Annotated in this window: 18 protein-coding genes; 12 read left to right on the top strand and 6 right to left on the bottom strand. The window is 62.6% G+C overall.

The features are described 5' to 3' along the window. Positions 1–34 precede the first annotated feature (34 nt). Entirely contained in the window at positions 35–1,249 is a 1,215-nt protein-coding gene (locus CQ12_RS32385; protein ID WP_057839338.1) for an ABC transporter substrate-binding protein, read from the top strand. Between the two features lie 272 nt (positions 1,250–1,521). After that, complete coding sequence (locus CQ12_RS32380) at positions 1,522–3,102, top strand: tannase/feruloyl esterase family alpha/beta hydrolase (protein ID WP_245310266.1); 1,581 nt, start codon at positions 1,522–1,524, stop codon at positions 3,100–3,102. A gap of 2 nt (positions 3,103–3,104) precedes the next feature. Here the strand turns inward: CQ12_RS32380 and CQ12_RS32375 are convergent, their stop codons facing one another. Continuing rightward, positions 3,105–4,379 (bottom strand): NAD(P)/FAD-dependent oxidoreductase, encoded by a 1,275-nt coding sequence (locus tag CQ12_RS32375; RefSeq protein ID WP_057839336.1) that lies wholly within the window; start codon positions 4,377–4,379, stop codon positions 3,105–3,107. Positions 4,380–4,573: 194 nt separating this feature from the next. Here CQ12_RS32375 and CQ12_RS32370 point away from each other — a divergent pair, with 194 nt between their 5' ends. Together CQ12_RS32370 and CQ12_RS32365 are read left to right on the top strand one after the other, a co-directional pair. Continuing rightward, entirely contained in the window at positions 4,574–4,882 is a 309-nt protein-coding gene (locus tag CQ12_RS32370; protein WP_057839335.1) for a hypothetical protein, read from the top strand. Positions 4,883–4,900: 18 nt separating this feature from the next. Further along, on the top strand, positions 4,901–5,788 hold the full coding sequence (locus CQ12_RS32365; RefSeq protein WP_057839334.1) for a sigma-70 family RNA polymerase sigma factor: 888 nt from the start codon (positions 4,901–4,903) through the stop codon (positions 5,786–5,788). 2 nt (positions 5,789–5,790) lie between these two features. Here CQ12_RS32365 and CQ12_RS32360 read toward each other — a convergent pair whose 3' ends face one another. Further along, a complete protein-coding gene (locus CQ12_RS32360; protein ID WP_057839333.1) occupies positions 5,791–6,333 on the bottom strand; it encodes a DUF805 domain-containing protein in 543 nt (180 codons plus the stop codon). 372 nt (positions 6,334–6,705) lie between these two features. On the opposite strand from CQ12_RS32360, the gene CQ12_RS32355 reads away from it, so the two are divergent. The 5 genes from CQ12_RS32355 (at position 6,706) to CQ12_RS32335 (ending at position 11,353) form a co-directional block, all read left to right on the top strand. Next, positions 6,706–7,878 carry an ABC transporter substrate-binding protein gene (locus CQ12_RS32355; protein WP_057839332.1) on the top strand — a complete coding sequence of 391 codons (1,173 nt, stop codon included), beginning with the start codon at positions 6,706–6,708 and terminating at the stop codon, positions 7,876–7,878. Positions 7,879–8,025: 147 nt separating this feature from the next. Continuing rightward, a complete protein-coding gene (locus tag CQ12_RS32350) occupies positions 8,026–8,943 on the top strand; it encodes a branched-chain amino acid ABC transporter permease (protein WP_057839331.1) in 918 nt (305 codons plus the stop codon). Continuing rightward, positions 8,940–9,887 (top strand): branched-chain amino acid ABC transporter permease, encoded by a 948-nt coding sequence (locus CQ12_RS32345; protein WP_057839330.1) that lies wholly within the window; start codon positions 8,940–8,942, stop codon positions 9,885–9,887. The genes CQ12_RS32350 and CQ12_RS32345 overlap by 4 nt, the downstream gene beginning before the upstream one ends. Beyond that, positions 9,880–10,647: an ABC transporter ATP-binding protein gene (locus CQ12_RS32340; RefSeq protein WP_057839329.1), complete on the top strand. Its 768-nt coding sequence runs from the start codon at positions 9,880–9,882 to the stop codon at positions 10,645–10,647. The genes CQ12_RS32345 and CQ12_RS32340 overlap by 8 nt, the downstream gene beginning before the upstream one ends. Further along, entirely contained in the window at positions 10,640–11,353 is a 714-nt protein-coding gene (locus CQ12_RS32335) for an ABC transporter ATP-binding protein (RefSeq protein WP_057839328.1), read from the top strand. Before CQ12_RS32340 ends, CQ12_RS32335 begins: the two co-directional genes overlap by 8 nt. 19 nt (positions 11,354–11,372) lie before the next feature. On the opposite strand, the gene CQ12_RS32330 is transcribed toward CQ12_RS32335, so the two are convergent. Beyond that, a complete protein-coding gene (locus tag CQ12_RS32330; RefSeq protein ID WP_063799856.1) occupies positions 11,373–11,948 on the bottom strand; it encodes a TetR/AcrR family transcriptional regulator in 576 nt (191 codons plus the stop codon). Positions 11,949–12,071: 123 nt separating this feature from the next. Here CQ12_RS32330 and CQ12_RS32325 point away from each other — a divergent pair, with 123 nt between their 5' ends. Further along, positions 12,072–13,169, top strand: a complete 1,098-nt coding sequence (locus CQ12_RS32325) for an enolase C-terminal domain-like protein (protein ID WP_057839459.1) — start codon at positions 12,072–12,074, stop codon at positions 13,167–13,169. A gap of 49 nt (positions 13,170–13,218) precedes the next feature. Here the strand turns inward: CQ12_RS32325 and CQ12_RS32320 are convergent, their stop codons facing one another. Both CQ12_RS32320 and CQ12_RS32315 read right to left on the bottom strand, forming a co-directional pair. After that, positions 13,219–14,190 (bottom strand): tripartite tricarboxylate transporter substrate binding protein, encoded by a 972-nt coding sequence (locus CQ12_RS32320; protein WP_057839326.1) that lies wholly within the window; start codon positions 14,188–14,190, stop codon positions 13,219–13,221. A gap of 98 nt (positions 14,191–14,288) precedes the next feature. Further along, positions 14,289–15,188 (bottom strand): LysR family transcriptional regulator, encoded by a 900-nt coding sequence (locus CQ12_RS32315; RefSeq protein WP_057839325.1) that lies wholly within the window; start codon positions 15,186–15,188, stop codon positions 14,289–14,291. Positions 15,189–15,314: 126 nt separating this feature from the next. Here CQ12_RS32315 and CQ12_RS32310 point away from each other — a divergent pair, with 126 nt between their 5' ends. Both CQ12_RS32310 and CQ12_RS32305 read left to right on the top strand, forming a co-directional pair. Then, the gene (locus CQ12_RS32310; RefSeq protein ID WP_057839324.1) at positions 15,315–16,487 is read left to right on the top strand and encodes an alpha/beta hydrolase family protein; all 1,173 of its coding nucleotides are present in this window, start codon (positions 15,315–15,317) and stop codon (positions 16,485–16,487) included. 114 nt (positions 16,488–16,601) lie between these two features. Beyond that, complete coding sequence (locus CQ12_RS32305) at positions 16,602–17,540, top strand: AEC family transporter (protein WP_057839323.1); 939 nt, start codon at positions 16,602–16,604, stop codon at positions 17,538–17,540. A 2-nt stretch (positions 17,541–17,542) separates the two neighbouring features. Here the strand turns inward: CQ12_RS32305 and CQ12_RS32300 are convergent, their stop codons facing one another. Beyond that, entirely contained in the window at positions 17,543–18,979 is a 1,437-nt protein-coding gene (locus CQ12_RS32300) for a glutamine synthetase family protein (protein ID WP_057839322.1), read from the bottom strand. Positions 18,980–19,059: the final 80 nt, after the last annotated feature.

Raw genomic sequence — 19,059 nt, 5'->3', positions numbered from 1 at the left:
GAACATCAGAGATCAGATACAGAGGGAGAGAACGATGAGGGCTTTCAGGTTCGGTCTGGCGCTTGCCATGTCCTGCGCAATAGCAGGCGCGGCACGTGCGGAAATTTCCGACAACGTCGTGCGCGTCGGCGTGCTCAACGACATTTCCGGCATCTTCCAGGACACCAACGGCATGGGCTCGGTGGAAGCCGCGCGCATGGCGGCGGAAGATTTCAACGGCGGCGGCAAGGGCATCAAGGTCGAGATCGTCTACGCCGATCACCAGAACAAGGCTGACGTGGGTTCTGCGATCGTGCGTAAATGGCTCGATGTCGACGGCGTCGATGCCGTGGTCGATGTGCCGAACTCGGCGGTCGGCCTCACCATCAATTCGCTGCTGCGCGACAGCCGGATGACGTTCCTCGCGTCATCGACCGCGAGCTCCGACCTCACCGGCAAGGCCTGCTCGCCCAACACCATCCAGTGGGTCAACGACGCCTGGGCTACCGGCAACTCGACGGCGGCGGCGATGATGGCGCGCGGCGGCAAGGAATGGTATTTCATCACGGTGAACTTTGCCCTCGGCCAGGGCATCGAGGCGGAAGCCACCAATTACATCGAAAAGCACGGCGGCAAGGTGCTCGGCTCGGCCAAGCATCCGCTCAACACGGCGGACTTCGCTTCGCTGTTGCTGCAGGCGCAGAACTCCAAGGCCAAGGTGATCGGGCTTGCCAATGCCGGCGGCGACACCGTCAACGCGGTGAAGCAGGCGGCCGAGTTCGGCCTCCAGCAAAGCGGTCAGACCATGGTGGCGTTCCTGCTGTTCATCAACGACGTCCACGGCATGGGGTTGAAGGTGGGCCAGGGCCTGCAGTTGTTCGAGGCGTTTTATTGGGACATGGATGACGACACCCGCGCGTTTGCAAAACGCTTCGCGACGCGTCCGGGCGTAAATGGCAAGATGCCGAGCGGCAACCAGGCCGGCGTCTATGCTTCCACGCTGGCCTATCTCAACGCCGTGGCGGCCACCGGCAGCGACCACGCCAAGGATGCGGTGCCGCAGATGAAGAAGTTCAAGGGCAAGGACAAGCTGTTCGGCGACGTCACCATCCGCCAGGACGGCCGGGTCATTCACCCGATGTACCTGTTCGAGGTGAAGAAGCCGGAGGAGTCGAAATATCCCTACGACTACTACAAGCTGGTTTCGACCATTCCCGCCGACCAGGCCTTCCGTCCACTCGCCGACGGCGGCTGCTCGCTGGTGAAGTGAAGGGCGGTGCCCTCCCTCTCCCGCGTGCGGGGGAGGCCGGGGTGGGGGTCTCGCCGCATAAAGGGTGGCAAACGTGACCACCGCTCGTTCTTATTTCGATTGACGCCAACGTGGCGTGAACCATTGTAATTCCCGAACGGCCGGCCCAAACGCGACCGTAAAACGATAGCCAGGGGGAAGCGATGCAACACCTCAAATGCGATATGCGCGTGTGGGCTACTGTGCTGGTAGCGGCAGCCTCGCTCTTCAGCGCGGATGCAATAGCCGCAAAGATGACCGGCGAACCAGCCACGACCTGTGGCGACCTGATCAAACCAACCGACAATGTCGTCCGGATCGACTCCGCCTCGATCGTCGCACCCACACCACTCGCCGTCGCCGAACGGGGACCAACCCCCGCGGCGCGCGTCACGCCGGCCAATCCGGAATTCTGCAAGGTGCTCGGCCAGATCGCGCCGGCAGATCCCAATGCGCCGCCGATCAAATTCCAGGTCAATCTTCCGATCGAGTGGAACGGCCGCTCGCTGCAATATGGCGGCGGCGGCTTCAACGGCGTGCTGATCACCGGACTTGCTCTGCCGCCGGCCTTTCCGTTCGGTGCGCCTTCGCCGCTGGCGCGCGGCTTCGTCACTTACGGCACGGATTCCGGCCATGAGACCAAGCCGGGCGAGCCACCGCAATTGTTCGCGCTCAACGACGAGGCGTTCGAAAATTTTGCGCATCGCTCCTACAAGCGCGTGCGCGATGCGGCCGTAGCCCTGATGGTGCGCGCCTATGGTAACCCGCCCTCAAAACTCTATTTCATGGGATCGTCGGAAGGCGGCCGCGAGGCGCTGACGATGGCGCAGCGTTACCCTGAGGATTTTGACGGCATTTTTGCCCGCGTGCCCGTCATCAACTGGGTCGGGTTGCAGCATGCCGGAACGCGTGGGGGCCTCGCCACCATGGGCGAGGGCTGGATCCGCCCGGCGCAGGTCGAACTGGTGGCGAAGGCGGTGCTTGCCGCCTGCGACAAGGCCGACGGCGCCGAGGATTCGCTGGTGCTGGACCCGGTCGGCTGCAAGGCAAAGTTCCAGCCTGAAACGCTGCGCTGCGCGGCGGGGCAGAGCGGCGACCAGTGTCTCAGCGATCCGCAGATCGCGGCGATCAAGACGCTGCATTCGACGTATAAGTTCTCGTTCCCGCTGGAGAACGGCCTCGATGATTATCCGGGTTGGGGCGTCTCCGGCGAAAACATCCCGGCCTTCGGTCCGACCGGCGGCTGGGTCTCCTGGTGGCTCGGCAAGGCAGCGCCAGCGCAGCCGCCACAGCCGACCAACGGCATCGCCTGGATCTACGGCGCGGGCGGCATCCAATATGTCTTTGCGCGCGATCCGAAGCTGGATGTCACGACCTACAAGCCCGAGGAGCACAAGGAGCGCCTGCTGCAGGTGTCGCGCCTGATGGATTCGACCAATCCGGACCTCAGCCGTTTTGCCGCGCGCGGTGGCAGGCTCGTGATTCTCGAGAACATGGCCGACTACGCCCAGAGCCCCTATGCGGGCATCCGCTACTTCGAAAACGTGCAGCGCACCTTGGGCAAGGAGAAGACGGCGGAATTCGCCCGTCTCTACACCGCGCCTGGCGTCGATCATGTCGGCTCGGGTGCGCCTGCCAATGTCGACATGCTGGCCGTGCTGGTCGACTGGGTCGAGAACGGCAAGGCACCGGGCAATCTCGAGGTGATCGAGCAGAAGGTGGAAGCGCCAGCGTTCGAGACGACGCGTGTGCTGCCGCTGTGCCAATGGCCGGCATGGCCGCATTACAAATCGGGGTCGACGAATAGCGCCGCCAGTTTTGCCTGCGCGCCGTGAATCTATCCCGTGACCTTGCTCGACCCTTGCGTGATCAGCCGCGCGGCGCGCTGATCACGGGCGTGAATCCATAGCCAGCTCAGCGCGACGCTGAGCCGGTTGCGCAGGCCGATCAGGAAGTAGATGTGGGCGAGGCCCCAGATCCACCACGCGAGATTGCCGCGCAGCTTCATCCAGCCGAAATCGATCACGGCCTTTTTCTTGCCGATCTGCGCGAGACTGCCGGCGTGCTTGTAGCGGAACGGCGGCAGCGTGCCGCCGGAGAGGCGCGTCTTGATCAGCGCGGCCACATAGCGGCCCTGCTGCTTGGCGGCCGGCGCGATGCCCGGCACGGGATTGCCGTCGGGGCCGGCGATCGTCACGGTGTCGCCGATCGCAAAGACGTCGGGATGGCCGGGCACGGTGAGATCAGGCTCGACTTTCAGGCGATAGGCGCGATCGGCGGGTGCGTTCAGCCATTCCGCCGCGCGCGAGGCGCGCACGCCGGCGGCCCAGACGATGGTTCTGGCCTCCAGCTTGTTGCCGCCATAGACGACGCCATCGATGGCGCATTCGGTGACGGGCTGCCCCAGCACCACCTCGACGCCGATCTCTTCCAGCGAGCGCTGCGCGTAGGCCGAGAGGTCTTCGGGGAAGCCGGCGAGCACGCGCGGCCCGGCCTCGACCAGCACGACACGGGTCTTGTGGGTGTCGATGTTGCGAAAGTCCGGCGGCAGCGTGTCCTTGGCGAGATCGGCGATGGTGCCCGCCATTTCGACGCCGGTCGGGCCGGCGCCGATGATGACGAAGGTGAGCAGCGCCGCGCGCCTGACAGGATCGGTCTCGCGCTCGGCGCGTTCGAAGGCGACGAGGATACGCCGCCGCAGCGTGGTGGCGTCCTCCAGCGTCTTCAGGCCCGGCGCGAACGGCTCCCATTCGTCGTGACCGAAATAGGCGTGGCGGGCGCCGGTGGCGAGGATCAGCGTGTCATAGGTGATCGTATCGCCGTCTTCGAGCAGCACGCGCTTGCCCGCGGCATCGACGCCGCTGACATTGGCGAACAGCGTCGTCACCTCCTTGCGTCCGCGCAGCAGATAGCGGATCGGCCAGGCGATTTCTGACGTCGCCAGCGAAGCGGTCGCGACCTGGTAGAGCAGCGGCTGGAACAGATGATGGTTGCGGCGATCGATCAGCGTGATCCTGACCGGCGCCCCGGCAAGGCCGAAGGCCGCCTCCAGTCCGCCGAAACCGGCGCCAACGATCACGACGTGATGGAGTTCTTGCGGCACTGCGGTCATGGGAACGCGACCCCGGTTTCAGATGTCTCGACGCATTGGATTATGTAGCCATTTGCGCCATCGGTCCAAGGCGCCTTTGCCAATCGGCCGATAGCGAAAGCGCATCACGCAACGGGAAAATATTTTCGTTGAGACTGCATCTTTTGCCTGCGCCCAAACGTCCTTGGGTCGAGATAACGGCAAAGGAGAAAGCCATGAAACGGATCGTAATCAGGTACAGGGCGAAACCGGAAATGGCCGACCGGAACGCGGAACTAATCGCGGCGGTGTTTGCGGAACTGAAGGCGGCACAGCCGAAAGGTCTCCGCTATCTGTCGCTGCGATTGGAGGATGATACCTTCATTCATGTCGTCGAGAGTGCAGCCGATGACGGCTCCAGCGTCTTGCCGAAACTGGCGGCTTTTCAGGCATTCCAGAACGGCATTCGCGAGCGTTGCGCCGAGCCGCCGGTGCCCAAGGGCGCTACCGTCGTCGGCAACTACCATATGCTGGGCGAGACCTGACACTGCGCCGGAGGCAGAATGACCGCGTTCCCCGAAACGCCCGCCGTTTCCGACATCGAACGCCTGCTGGTCACGATGCGGCCAAAGCTGCATCGCTACTGCGCGCGCATGGTCGGCTCGGTCATCGACGGCGAGGACGTGTTGCAGGACGCGCTGATCAAGGCGGTGGAGGCGCATCCCTCCGCCGGTCATATCGGCAATCCCGAAGGCTGGCTGTTCCGGATCGCGCACAACACCGCGCTGGATTTTCTGCGCCGGCGCAACCGCCAGGAGACGCTCCGCTCGATGGAGGAGGCGGACATGATCGTTGACCAGCTCGATGCCGTGGAAAGCCGCCAGATCGCCGCCGCCTCCTTGCGCACCTTCATGCGGCTATCGGTGCCGCAGCGCGGAAGCGTGATCCTGATGGACGTGCTCGGCTGCTCGCTGAAAGAAATCTGCGAGGCGATGGATTGCAGCCTGCCTGCGGCCAAGGCCGCGCTGCATCGCGGCCGCGCCCGGTTGCTCGAGTTTGCCGCCGAGCCGGACGACACGCCGCAACAGAGATTGTCGGATGCCGATAGCGCGCGCCTCGGCGCCTATGTCGCGCATTTTAACGCGCGCGATTTCGACGCGATCCGCACCATGATTGCTGATGACGTGCGGCTCGATCTCGTCAGCAAGACTTATATGCGCGGCAAGGCCGAGGTATCCCGCTATTTCGGCAACTACGCGAAGGTCAGCGATTGGCGTCTGGTATCCGGCCTGGTGGAAGGACGTCCCGCCATTCTGGTGTTTGACCCGAACGCGCCGGGTGCACGGCCGAAATATTTCATGCTGCTGGGCTGGTCGGCCGGCAAGGTCGCAACCATCAGGGATTTCCGCCACGCGCCCTACGTCGTCGATGGCGCGGAGTATCTGATCTGAAGCTAAAGCCCGCGGCGGCCGAATCCACCATTGGCAGGCCGCGACATTTGCGGCGCGGCCGGGGTCTCCACGACCGGGCGGGGCGGCGGCGGATCGGGCGTTCGAAACCGATCGTCAAGTGTCGGCGCCGGGCTGTCATCGGCGCCGCTCGGACAAAACAGCAAGGCCAGAAAGAGCGAGAGATTGATGAGCGCGCCGACCATCGTACCGCGCTCATGGCCCAGTGACATGGCCGGGAATTTGGCGGCGACCAGCCCGTCGACGATCACAACCGCGATCCACGCCGGCATCACGCAAACCGGATCCCATCCGATATCCCTGCACCGCATCGACTGCAGCGTAATGGTGAGCCACGCGAAGAAGATGGCGGCGGCGAAGATCGGCCCCGAGGTGGGGCTTGGCACCGTTCCCTTGGGCGCGGTCTGAAAGGCGTAAGCGATGGCGGCGGCGTAAACCACGACCATCATGATGGTGACCACGAGCGTGCTGCAGAAAAAATGCAGTCGGCCGATGCGCGCGTTGAAGCCGAACAGGAAACCCAGCATGGATCCATCCTCTTCGGCGCAGTTGGCTACAGATTGCTTTCGGAGCTGTGAACCGCGGAGGTTGCAAGCGGAGTTTGGCTTCCAGCCGCTTTAGGGAATCCCTAAAATCCGAGCGGCCGGCGCACACCGCGGTGCGACAATTGTTGCCCCGGCAACCGGCATTATAATTCTTGCCATTCCCGCCATCTGCGAATTATGGTGCAGGCTACAGGGGTATGAGCCGAAGGTCCAAAGCCGGGCCGGCGGTTCATGCTTGCCGCTGACCGGCCATTTCGCGCACAAAATAACCTCACCTGATAATGAGGCGCGCGAGACAAGCGTGGTCGCCCGGGTAGACCCGGGTCTGGTTCGATAACGAGGAGGGGAGTGATAATGAAAAAGGCATTCTGGCTGGCGGGCGCAGCAATTCTGGCGCTGGCGCAGCCCGCGTCCGCTGGCGATACCATCAAGATCGGCTTTGTCTCGACCTTCAGCGGCCCGACCGCTGTGATCGGCAACGACATGCGCAACTCATTCGAGCTGGCGCTCGACCATCTCGGCCGCAAGATGGGCGGCAAGCCGGTCGAGGTCATCTATGAGGACGACGGCCAGAAGCCGGATGTCGGCAAGCAGAAGACCGAAAAACTGATCCAGTCCGACAAGGTCGATTTCATCGTCGGCTATATCTGGTCGAACGTGCTGCTGGCTTCACTGAAGACCGCGGTCGATTCAAAAACCTTCCTGATCTCGGCGAATGCCGGTCCCTCGCAGCTCGCCGGCGAACTCTGTTCGCCCTACGTCTTCTCGACCTCCTGGCAGAACGACCAGACCCCACAGGCGGTCGGCACCTACATGAACCAGAAGGGCGTGAAATCGGTGTTCCTGATCGGCCCGAACTACGCCGCCGGCAAGGACATGCTGGCCGGCGTCAAGAGCACCTTCAAGGGCCAGGTCGTGGGCGAGGAATACACGGTGTGGCCGAGCCAGCTCGACTTCTCCGCCGAGCTCACCAAGGCGAAGAACTCCAAGGCCGAGTCGATCTTCGTGTTCTATCCCGGTGCTGCCGGCGTGCAGTTCCTCAATCAATATGCCCAGGCCGGCATCAAGGGCCAGATTCCGCTCTACACGGCGTTCACGATCGACGAATTGTCGCTGCCGCTGCAGAAGGAAAACGCGATCGGCGTGCCCGGCGCGCAGCAATGGGTCAACGATCTGCCCAACGCCGAGAACAAGAAGTTCGTCGAGGACTACCGCAAGAAGTACACTGGTTTGCGCCCGACCTTCTACGGCGCGCAGTCCTATGACGCGGTGAACCTGATCAACAGCGCGGTGGTCGCGGTGAAGGGTGACACCTCGAAGAAGGACGAGATGAAGGCCGAGATGGAGAAGGCCAACTTCAAGTCGGTGCGCGGGCCGTTCAAATACGGCAAGAACCACATCCCGGTGCAGAACTTCTACCTGCAGGACGTGGTCAAGGACGCCGACGGCCAGCTCTCGCTCAAGACGGTGGCGACCATCGTCAAGGACGACCAGGACCGCTTCGTCGACAAGTGCCCGATGAAGTGATTGGCATGACCGGTGCATGGTCGCCGTTCGCACGCCCTCGGGCTTGACCCGGGGGCGGTTAGCGACCGATCATCCACCCAACAAGAAAATGGCGGCGGCGCAGATGTGCTGCCGCTGTTTTTTCAGGCCTAGAGCTTTTAGGGATCCATGCTCGTCCTCGTAGAACAATCGCTGAACGGTTTGCAGTTCGGTCTGCTCCTGTTCCTGCTGGCGGCCGGCTTGACGCTGGTGTTCGGCATCATGGACTTCGTCAACCTGGCGCACGGGTCGCTCTACATGATGGGCGCCTATTTCGCCGCGACCTTCGTGGCGTGGACGAACAGCTTTGTGCTGGGCATCCTGCTGGCGCTCGGCGCGACGCTGCTGCTCGGCATCTTGCTTGAATTCGTGGCGCTGCGGCATCTCTATGGCCGCGACCATCTCGACCAGGTGCTGGCGACCTTCGGCCTGATCCTGTTCTTCAACGACGCGGTGCGGCTGATCTGGGGCCCGGCCGGCCTGTCGCTGCCGCTGCCGAGCTGGCTGACGGTGCCGGTGCAGATCGTGCCCGGCGTGTTCTATCCGGCCTACCGTCTCTCCATCATCGTGGTCGCGCTGGCGGTCGCCGCCATGCTCTATATCGTGGTGATGCGAACCAGGATCGGCATGCTGATCCGCGCCGGCGCTTCCAACCGCGAGATGATCGGCGCGCTCGGCATCAACATCAAGCTGCTGTTCACGCTGGTGTTCGGGCTTGGCGCCGCGCTCGCCGGCCTTGCCGGGCTGATGCAGGCGCCGATTCTGACCGTGCAGATCGGCATGGGCGAGAACATCCTGATTCTCGCCTTCGTCATCATCGTGATCGGCGGCATCGGCTCGATCCGTGGCGCGTTCCTGGCCGCGATTTTCGTCGGCATGATCGACACGCTCGGCCGCGCCTTCCTGCCGGATCTGTTGCGCACCGTGCTGAGTTCTGCTGCAGCCTCCACCGCAGCGCCCGCATTGTCATCGATGCTGATCTATCTGCTGATGGCCATCGTCCTGGTGGTGCGGCCGGAGGGGCTGTTTCCGGCCGCCAAACGATGAAATCTCGCATCAACGTCCGCAATGTCGTCGTGGCGCTCACAGCGCTTGGCCTGCTGTTATTGCCGGTCTATTCGGCGCTGACTGGCAATATCTTCATCCTGACGCTGTTCACCCGCATCGTCATCTTCGCGCTCGCCGCCGCGAGCCTCAATCTCATCATGGGCTATGGCGGCATGATGAGCTTTGGCCATGCCGCCTATCTCGGCATCGGCGGCTATGCGGTGGGCATTCTCGCCCATGAAGGCATCGGGTCCGGTTTCATCCAGTGGCCGGTCGCGCTGGCGCTGTCGGCGCTATATGCGCTCGTGATCGGCGCGCTGTCCTTGCGCACCCGCGGCGTCTATTTCATCATGATCACGCTCGCGTTCGCGCAGATGGCCTATTACATCGCCTCGGGCCTGTCGCGCTATGGCGGCGATGACGGCCTCACCATCTACAAGCGCAGCACTTTCGGCGGCCTTATCGACCTGTCGAACCGCGTGCAGTTCTACTATCTCTGCCTCTTCTGCCTGTTTGGTGGCGTCTACCTGATCTGGCGCATCGTCAATTCCCGCTTCGGCATGGTGGTGCAGGGCGTTCGTTCCAACGAACAGCGCATGCAGGCGATCGGCTTTCACGCCAACCGCTATCGGCTGGTCTGTTTCGTCATCTCAGGCACGATCTGCGGCCTCGCCGGCGCACTTCTCGCCAACAATACCGACTTCATCAGCCCGGCCGGGATGTATTGGACCCGCTCCGGCGAGCTCATGGTGATGGTGGTCTTTGGTGGCATGGGCACGTTGTTCGGTCCCGTCCTGGGCACCATCGTGTTCCTGCTGCTGGAAGAAATCCTGTCCCAATTCACCGAGTACTGGGCGTTGATCATGGGCCCGCTGTTGCTGCTGATCGTGCTGTTCGCGCGTGGCGGCATCATGGGTTTGCTGGGGAGGTTGAGCCGTGGCTAGTCCCTTGCTCCGCGTCGAAAACCTCGTCCGCAGCTTCGGCGGCATCAAGGCCACCGACAATCTCTCGCTCGACGTCGTGCCGGGCGAACTGCACGCCATCATCGGCCCCAACGGTGCCGGCAAGACCACGCTGATCAGCCAGTTGACCGGGCAGCTGATGCCGAATTCCGGCGCCATTCACTTCGCCGGCCGCGACGTCACCGCGGTGCCGGCCTATCAGCGCAGCCGGCTTGGGTTGGCGCGATCGTTTCAGATCACGTCGCTGCTGAAGGATTTCAGCGCGATCGATAACGTCGCGATCGCGGCGCAGGCGCATGATGGTCACTCGTTCCGCTTTTGGGGAGCTGCCCGCAAGGAGAAGCATCTGCGCGACGCGGCGCAGGCCGCGCTGACGCGCGTGGGACTCGGGCAACGCGCCAACGTGCTGGTGTCCGAACTGAGCCACGGCGAGCAGCGCGAGCTCGAGCTTGCGGTCGCGCTCGCGACCAAACCGCAATTGCTGCTGCTGGATGAGCCGATGGCCGGCCTCGGCGTCACCGAATCCGCGCGCATGGTGGCGCTGCTGAAGGAATTGCGGAAGGAAGTCACCATCGTGCTGGTCGAGCACGACATGGAGGCGGTGTTCGCGCTGGCCGACCGCATCACCGTGCTGGTTTATGGCCGCGTCATCGCCTCGGGCGATCCCGACGCCATCCGCAACAACGAGGAAGTCAAGCGCGCCTATCTCGGCGACCAGCATGCGGTGACGCGTCATGGCTGAAACATTGCTCGAAATCGACGGGATCGAGACCTGTTACGGCCTCAGCCAGGTGCTGTTCGGCCTGTCGCTCAAGGTCCAGTCGGGCGAAATGGTCGCCCTGATGGGCCGCAACGGCATGGGCAAGACCACGACCATCCGCTCCATCATGGGTATGACGGGCGCGCGCGCCGGCACCATCCGCTTCGCGGGCGAGCAGGTGCGCAGCCTGCCGTCGTACAAGATCGCAAAGCTCGGCATCGGCCTGGTGCCTGAGGGACGCCAGATCTTTCCCAATCTCACCGTCTACGAAAATCTGGTCGCGGCCTCCGGCAACCGCCAGGGCGCGTCCGATCCCTGGACCATCGACAAGATCCACGCGCTGTTTCCCCGTCTGGCCGAGCGCGGCAGCAACATGGGCGTGACGCTGTCAGGCGGCGAGCAGCAGATGCTGGCGATCGGCCGCGCGCTGATGACCAACCCGAAATTGTTGATCCTCGACGAAGCCACCGAAGGCCTCGCGCCCCTGATCCGCGAGGAAATCTGGAACTGCCTGTCGATGCTGAAGGGCCGCGGGCAATCGGTATTGGTCATCGACAAGAACGTCGCCAACCTCTCCAAGATCGCCGACCGCCACTACATCATCGAGCGCGGCCGCACGGTGTGGACCGGGACGAGCGAGCAGTTGATATCAGAGCCGGATCTGCAGCACCGGTATCTGGGGATTTGAGGGAGCAGGCTGCCACGCCTCACCGCGAAGGGCTGCGCAGCAATCGTTTTGCTGCGTCGGCCGCGGCCGACGCATAGGCTCGATCACCGTGCACCAGCATCAAGGAGATTGCGCCCTCGGAGAGCAACCAGATTTCGCGTGCGCGGCGGTGAGCCTCGCGGACGCCAGCCCGCTTCAGTAAGTCGCCGAGATGGGTTTCAAGCAAGGCCTTGTGCCGGCGTGCAATTGCGCGTGCGGGATGTCCAGGTAGATCGGCCAGTTCGATGACGAGCCTGGTAAAACCCGAACCGGCCCATCGTGGCCTGTCCGCCCAGACGGCGAGGTCACGGAATAGGACGTCAACAATCGCTGTGGGCGAGCCGGACAGCTGATCGCCGAACGTCGCGAACGCAGCCAAGGCCAATTCATTCTGGGCTTCAAGCACGCAGGCGAGCAGCTGATCCTTGCTTTGAAAATGATTGTAAAGCGTTCGCTTCGTAACCCGTGTCGCTGATGCAATTTCGTCCATGCTGACGCGGCTATATCCGCGCTGACGAAATAACACGTAAGCGGAAGCAAGTATGCGCTGCCGTGTCGGCTCTGCAGATCGCGCCATGCAGTCACCTTTTTAAATATACCAGGTAGTGAATTTACATCGGTTGAAAAACCAATTGGAATGGCATCCGGGATTTTTTTGCCCTTGTATTTCAGCTTCCATCGAGCCTCGAAAGCGATCGTCATGCCCGAATCATTGACGCTCAGGGAAATCAAGGCTCGTCCCGTGGTGCTGAAGCTCAGGCGGCCTGTGGTCGCTCGCATCGTCACGATATTGGAGTGGCCGATCATTCTCATCGATCTCATGACGGAGGAGGGCATTGTAGGGCGGAGCTATCTCGAGCCGTACATCGTGAAATCGATGCGATATCTGGTCCCGGCACTTCATGATCTCAGCGAACTGCTTAGAGGTCGATGCGTGGCGCCTGTCGAGCTCTTCGAGGTAGCGCGCAAGTCCCTCCACTTCGTCGGCTATGAGGGATTGTCCATGATTGCCGCGTCCGGCCTCGACATGGCCGCGTGGGATGCGTTGGCGAAAGCTGCAAACAAGCCGCTCTGCGTGCTGTTGGGCGGAACGGTCGGCGCCGTGAGATCATACAATAGCAACGGCCTTTGGCTGAAAGAGCCGGCGGCCGTCGCCGCCGAAGCTTTGGAGTTACGGCACGAAGGAGGGTTCTCCGCCCTGAAGTTGCGGCTAGGCAGAAGCGATCCGCGCGATGATTTGGCTACACTCGACGCTGTCCGCAAGGCGGTCGGCGATGGCATGCATTTGATGGTTGACTACAACCAGGGACTAAATCTCGCTGAAGCCATCGAGCGGTGCCATATGGTCGATGACCGTGGCCTCGACTGGATCGAAGAACCGGTGGTCTACGACAATCTCGACGGACATGCCCAACTGGCGGCAGAACTGAAGACGCCGATCCAGATCGGTGAGAACTTCTATGGCCCACGGGAGATGTACAAAGCGATCCAGAAGAAGGCTTGCGATCTGGTGATGCCAGATTTCATGCGCATTGGCGGCGTGACCGGCTGGATGCGAGCAGCAGCTATCGCCGGTGCTGCGGGTGTACCGATATCCACGCATCTTTACCCTGAGGTTGCCGCTCACGTCATGCGGGCGACGGAAACCGCGCATTGGCTGGAGTGGCAGGATTGGGCTGATCCGATCCTCCTTAATCCCTATGAGATCAAGGATGGCATGTTGCAGATTCCCGATGTGCATGGGGTCGGCCTGGAATGGGACGAGAAAGCTGTGGCGTCCCACCTGGCAAGTCTCTAGCGGCAATTCCCCTCGCTACGCTCCGTTGCCTCAGCCTGTCAGCATGCGCTTATTCGATATATGAGCCAGTCGATCTGACGATCGCGCCCCATTTGTCGGTTTCGTCTGCGACCAATCTTGCATAGTCTCCAGGCGTTCCCGGCCGTGCCTTCGCCCCGAGCTCTGCGAGGCGTGCGCGCAGTTTCGGGTCGGTAAGCCCTTCGTTGATGGAGCGGTTGAGTGCCGCGACGATCGGCTCCGGCGTGCCTTTCGGCGCGCTGATGCCATTCCAGATGGTGGCGTCGTAGCCGGGCAGGAATTCAGCCAAGGCTGCGACTTCGGGCAGTGCCGGCGAGCGCTCCGTTGCCGTCACCGCGAGCGCGCGCAGCGCTCGGGTGCGAATGAATCCGATCGAGCCGGGGAGAGTGGCAAAGTAGACATGCACGCGTCCGCCGACCAGGTCGCTGATCGCCTCCGCATCGCCGCGATAGGGAACGTGCTGCATGACGATGCCGGCCATCCTCTTGAACAACTCGGTTGCGACATGCGGAGGGCTGCCCAGTCCGCTCGAACCGAAGTTCAGTCGGTCTGGATTCGATTTGGCGTATTCGATGAATGACGGGACGGACGTCGGAGGAAATGAAGGATTGACGCACATTACCAGCGGTGCGCCGGCGATGGCTGCGACGGGCTCGGTGTCGCGGATGAAGTTGAATTTGAGATTGCGGAACAGCGTTGCGTTGATGGCGTTCGCTGCCGAAGCGACGAGCAAAGTATAGCCGTCGGGAAGCGCGCGTATCACCTGTTCGGTGGCGATGTTGGTCGCCGCCCCCGTGCGGTTCTCGACGACGAAGGGCTGGCCGAATTGTTGCCCGAGCCATTGCGCGAGGATGCGCGCTACAATGTCGGTATTGCCGCCGGCCGAGAAACCGACGATCAGATACACGGGCCGGGCCGGATAGGCGGCTGTCGCGAGCGCAGGACTTGCGGAAGCCGCGATCGCGGCCGCGCCGAGCTGCAGGAACTTGCGGCGGTTGAGCATGGCGCTCTCGCCCTCTGGCGGCCGGACAAGGGCGGCTTGCCGGCAGCGCATTTCCCCAGTGATTGGTCAGGTCCGGTGACTGACCGGCCGAGGATATCTCAACGGCGATATCGGCGGCAGTAATCAACTACCGTGTCCATGAACACCTTGGCCGCCGGCGACAGTGACCGGTCGCTGCGTGAGCAGATGCAGAAGACCAGGGATTCCGACGCAAACTCGCGCACCGGCACGGTTTTGAGCGATCCGCCGGCCAGCTCCCGCTCGACGGCGAAGCGCGGCAGGAGCGTGCATGGTCTGCCGATGGCGGCCACTTCCTTCACCAGCGCGAGCGAGTTAGTGACACAAAACGGCTTCGGCACGAATCCGTGTCTGGCGAACACCCTGTCCATCTGCTGGCGGAGGCCGAATGATGGCTCGGTCAGCGCGAACGGAAACTCCTTGAGCTCCGCCAGCGATATCACCTTGCGTCCGGCAAGGGGATGCGCGGGTGAAAACGCTGCGACCATCTTGTCGCGGAAGACTTCGAGCCGCGTGATGGCGTCGCGCGCAGGGGCGTTGAGAACGAGGCCGATCTCCGCCGCGCCCGCGATCAGCGCCTCAATTGCTTCATCGGTGCTGCTCATCCTGATGTTGAAGGTCACGTCGGGATATTGCGTGTTGAAGCGGTTGAGCACCGGTGCGACGAAACTCTCGATCGCGGTCTGGAAGCAATAGACGTCGACGTTGCCCGCCTGCAGGTCCTGCAGCGCCGCGATGTGCGATTTCACGCGCGAGAATTCGCGCATCACGCCGTCGATCTTCGACAGCAGGATTTCACCTGCCGCTGTCAGCTTCATGCCCTGCGCGCGCCGGTCGAAGATCGGCGCACGCAATTCGTGTTCGAGCTTGGCGATCTGGCGGCTGATTGCCGACGGCGAGACATGCAGTCGGTCGGATGCGGCACGGATCGATTGGGCGTGGGCGGTGGCGCTGAAATAGCGAAGGGCCGTGAAATCCATCGGATTGCCCTCTCCGCAGCCGTTGCATTTACGGCAATGGAATGGTGCCGAGATTGATATGGCATCAACACCGGCTTGGGTCAATTGTTCGGCGCGCGACTAAATCCATTCAACGGAGCGAACACAATGCCCTTCATCCATATGTTGCCCGACCTGGGAATGAACTACACGTTCAACCGGCCGCTGCTTGACGGCAAGTCACCAGCGCGCCTCAAGGAGCTCGGCGCCATCGCGCCGCGCATCAAGGATTACGATTCCTGGTACACGGTTTGGCTTGAGGTCGCCAAGAAAGCGGAAGCCGAGAAGCGACATCTGGACGCTGCCTCCTACTATCACGGCGCCGAGTTCTATTTGCCGGCCGGCGACGTACGCAACGGGCTCTACGACGACTTTGCGCGAAACTGGGCTCTCGGAATGAAGGGTGTCGCCGGATATGAACGCATCGCCATTCCATATCCCGGCGGACATCTACCGGGCTTCAGGCTGCAGGCAAGAGGCAAGGAGCGCAGCACGCTGATCTTCACCGGCGGATACGATTCGTTCGTCGAGGAGTTCTACACCTTTCTTCTCCCGCTGACCGAGATTGGAATTACCGTCATCGCCTTCGACGGGCCCGGCCAGGGCGGCGCCCTGCGTCAGGGGATCTACCTTGATCACGCGTGGGAGAAGCCGGCCAAGGCGGCGATCGATTACTTCGGGCTCGATGCGGTCGATTGGCTGGGGGCCTCCTGCGGTGGCTACATGTCGATCCGCGCGGCCGCGTTCGAACCCCGGATCAAGCATATCATCTCGATGCCCACGTCGTATTCGGGTCTCGATATGACGCTCAAGCAAATGCGACCCGGCAAGGCACAGCAGTTGATCTCGCTGTTCAAGGCCGGCGACCGCAAGGGGACCGAGGCCGTCGTGGCCGAGGAACGCGTGCCGAGCTCCGTATTCGAATGGTGCGTTGTCCAGGGAATGCACATCACCGGCACCAGGACGCCATACGATTTCCTTAACGAGATCGCGAAGCACTCGCTCGACGGAATCCTGCACAACGTCAAGCAGGATATCCTGCTTACGGAGGGCGAGCAGGATCATCTGTTCGACGTCGGCTGGGTCCATCGGACCATGCGCGAACTCGTTTGCGCCCGGTCGGTGACGACGCGGATATTCACCGCGCGCGAAGGAGCGGAGCAGCATTGCCAGCTCGGAAACTCGGCGGTTGCGCGTCACGCAATCGTACATTGGCTTGCGAGCTTCTACCCCGGCATGCCGGTTGGCGAGAGCACGAAAGCAACCAGCGTCGCTGCCTGACGAACGGTGGAAATCGCGAAAGGCCGGGGCCGCTGCTTGCGGTCCCGGCCGAGGGTCAAGAGCTGAAGACACGTCACGCCTTTCGAACGCCCATACCTCAAACGGGAGCAAGCCATGACCGAGACCATGACCATATTGGCATCGCTGGCGCCCGTGTTCCTTGTGATGGCGCTCGGCTATTCGGCCGGAAAAACGAAGGAATTCGACAGCCATAACACGGGCTCGCTCAATGCATTGGTCATGGACTACGCGCTGCCGGCAGCGCTGTTCACGGCGATGGCGCAGGCCTCCCGCAGTGCCATGATCGATCAGGCGGAGCTTGCCTTGGTGTTGCTGGCGGCGATGCTGATTGCATACGGCGCTACTTATATCGTGCAATCACGCTGGTTCGGCGGTGACCGGCGCGAAAGCGCTCTCATTGCGCTGACCTCGTCCGGACCGAATGTCGGTTCGGCGGGACTGCCGATCGTCGCAGCACTGTTTTCCCAATCGGCCTCGATCTCGGTCGCCGTGGCCGTGGCGGTGGCGGCCATTGTCGTGACGCCACTTTCGCTCCTGATATTGGAATCCGCTGATGGGAAAGGAGCGAGCGCTGCCACGGTCATGAAGAGGGCGCTGTTCAAGCCGATCGTGATCGCACCGGTGTTCGGCCTGTTGTGCTCGCTCGCGGGATTTCCGATACCACCCCTGCTCGACAGCACGCTGACCCTGGTCGGGCAGGGTGCATCAGGAACGGCGTTGTTTCTCACCGGCCTGGTGCTGTCAGCGCAACCGGTCAAGCTGTCTGCCAATGTCGGGTTGACGGTCGCGGTGAAGAACGTGCTTCAGCCGCTGCTGACCGTGCTCCTGGCGCTGCCGTTGCTCGACGGCGCGGAGACGCGTGTCGCGGTCATGCTGATGGCGGTGCCGTCAGGCGCGTTCGGCGTCCTGTTTGCGGTTCGTTATGGCGTGGCATCGGCCCAGATCGGCACGATGCTGATCGCAAGCACACTTCTCAGCACCGTGACGCTGACCGCGGCGATCCTGCTGTCGGCCGGCTGGAGCTGGACCTGATCTCAGAACATCTCGAAATATTCGCGGTGCTCCCAGTCCGACACTTCGGCCTGAAACCGCTCGATCTCGGCGTTCTTGATGTGGACGTAATAATCCACGAACTCCGCGCCCAGTGCCTGCCGGAAGAACGGATCGTCCTGCAGCGCAAACACCGCCTCACGAAGACTCTTCGGCAATAGCGCCGCCTTGGTCTCGTACGGCGTGTCCGCCGACGCACCCGGATCGAGCTTGCGGTCGACGCCGTCGAGGCCGGAGAGAATCTGCGAAGCCATATAGAGATAGGGGTTCGCCGCAGGCTCGCCGATGCGGTTCTCCAGCCGCGTCGCGGCATCGCCGGGGCCGCCGAGCACGCGGATCATGACGCCTCTGTTATCGCGGCCCCAGATCGCGCGATCCGGCGCCAGCGAATAGGAGCGGTAGCGCTTGTAGCCGTTGATGGTCGGCGTCGTGAACACGGTGGAGGCGCGGGCGTGCTCCAGCAGCCCCGCGAGATAGTGTTTTGCGAACGGGCTCAGCGCTTCACCCTTGTCGCTCGCCATGAACGCGTTCTCGCCGCTTCCGCGTGACACCAGCGATTGGTGGAGATGCCAGCCGGAGGCGAACACGTTCGGCAGTTTCGGCCGGCACATAAACGTCGCGTGATAGCCGTGGCGGCGCGCGATCTGCTTTACGGCCGAGCGGAACAGCACCATGTTGTCGGCGGGCACGAGGCCTTTGGTCGGCTGGAAGGTAAATTCGCACTGGCTCGGCCCGAACTCGACCTCGACCGATCGCAAGGGAAGCCCGAGCGCCAGTACGTCGCGGCGGATGATTTCCAGCGCCGGCTCCATCTGGTCGTAACGCTGTTCGGTGAGATACTGGTAGCCGTGCGACAGCAGGCTGACGGATGGCGGCCGCCCCGGCTGGCCGGCATCCTCCGGCGCCATGTGCGCGTCGTCGAGCTTGAAGAGATGGAATTCGACTTCGAGGCCGGCCACGAAATCGTAGCCGCGTTGCCCAAGTTGATCGATCACCTTTCGATAGAGATGGCGTGTGGCGAACGGCACCGGACGGCCGTCGTTGAAATAGAGATCGCACAATAGCCAGCCGGTGGTCGGCGCCCACGGCAGCACGCGAAACGTGGTCGGGTCAGCCACCATCAAGACGTCGGCGGCGCCTTCCATCTCCTTCATGCCGAATCCGCCGCCTGATGTGAACACCGGAAACACCGTCTTGTGCGAGGTGTCCTTGGCGAGCATCGTCGTGGTGATGGAACAGCCGCTTTCCAGCGAGGCAATCGCCTCGCTCGCGATCAGCGTCTTGCCGCGGAGGATTCCGTGCTGGTCGGGGAATGAGAGCCGGATGACTTCGAGGTTTTTCTCCGCGACGCTTCTGCGCAGACGGCTGGCCGCGTCTTGCTGATCTTTCGACCACAGTCCGTGACGTTCGACGAAACTCAACGCGTCACTCCCGCGAGTCTGAATTGGAATTGAGGTATCTCGGTCGTCATTGCGAGCGCAGCGAAGCAATCCACATCTCG

Origin of the sequence: Bradyrhizobium jicamae (genome assembly GCF_001440395.1) — a bacterium.
Taxonomy (GTDB): Bacteria; Pseudomonadota; Alphaproteobacteria; order Rhizobiales; family Xanthobacteraceae; genus Bradyrhizobium; species Bradyrhizobium jicamae.
This window is presented reverse-complemented; position numbering and strand designations above follow the sequence as displayed.

Coding starts and splice junctions, on each gene's coding strand:
- CQ12_RS32385 (WP_057839338.1), top strand. CDS start 35: ATGAGGGCTTTCAGGTTCGGTCTGGCGCTTGCCATGTCCTGCGCAATA.
- CQ12_RS32380 (WP_245310266.1), top strand. CDS start 1,522: ATGACCGGCGAACCAGCCACGACCTGTGGCGACCTGATCAAACCAACC.
- CQ12_RS32375 (WP_057839336.1), bottom strand. CDS start 4,379: ATGACCGCAGTGCCGCAAGAACTCCATCACGTCGTGATCGTTGGCGCC.
- CQ12_RS32370 (WP_057839335.1), top strand. CDS start 4,574: ATGAAACGGATCGTAATCAGGTACAGGGCGAAACCGGAAATGGCCGAC.
- CQ12_RS32365 (WP_057839334.1), top strand. CDS start 4,901: ATGACCGCGTTCCCCGAAACGCCCGCCGTTTCCGACATCGAACGCCTG.
- CQ12_RS32360 (WP_057839333.1), bottom strand. CDS start 6,333: ATGCTGGGTTTCCTGTTCGGCTTCAACGCGCGCATCGGCCGACTGCAT.
- CQ12_RS32355 (WP_057839332.1), top strand. CDS start 6,706: ATGAAAAAGGCATTCTGGCTGGCGGGCGCAGCAATTCTGGCGCTGGCG.
- CQ12_RS32350 (WP_057839331.1), top strand. CDS start 8,026: ATGCTCGTCCTCGTAGAACAATCGCTGAACGGTTTGCAGTTCGGTCTG.
- CQ12_RS32345 (WP_057839330.1), top strand. CDS start 8,940: ATGAAATCTCGCATCAACGTCCGCAATGTCGTCGTGGCGCTCACAGCG.
- CQ12_RS32335 (WP_057839328.1), top strand. CDS start 10,640: ATGGCTGAAACATTGCTCGAAATCGACGGGATCGAGACCTGTTACGGC.
- CQ12_RS32330 (WP_063799856.1), bottom strand. CDS start 11,948: ATGGCGCGATCTGCAGAGCCGACACGGCAGCGCATACTTGCTTCCGCT.
- CQ12_RS32325 (WP_057839459.1), top strand. CDS start 12,072: ATGCCCGAATCATTGACGCTCAGGGAAATCAAGGCTCGTCCCGTGGTG.
- CQ12_RS32320 (WP_057839326.1), bottom strand. CDS start 14,190: ATGCTCAACCGCCGCAAGTTCCTGCAGCTCGGCGCGGCCGCGATCGCG.
- CQ12_RS32315 (WP_057839325.1), bottom strand. CDS start 15,188: ATGGATTTCACGGCCCTTCGCTATTTCAGCGCCACCGCCCACGCCCAA.
- CQ12_RS32310 (WP_057839324.1), top strand. CDS start 15,315: ATGCCCTTCATCCATATGTTGCCCGACCTGGGAATGAACTACACGTTC.
- CQ12_RS32305 (WP_057839323.1), top strand. CDS start 16,602: ATGACCGAGACCATGACCATATTGGCATCGCTGGCGCCCGTGTTCCTT.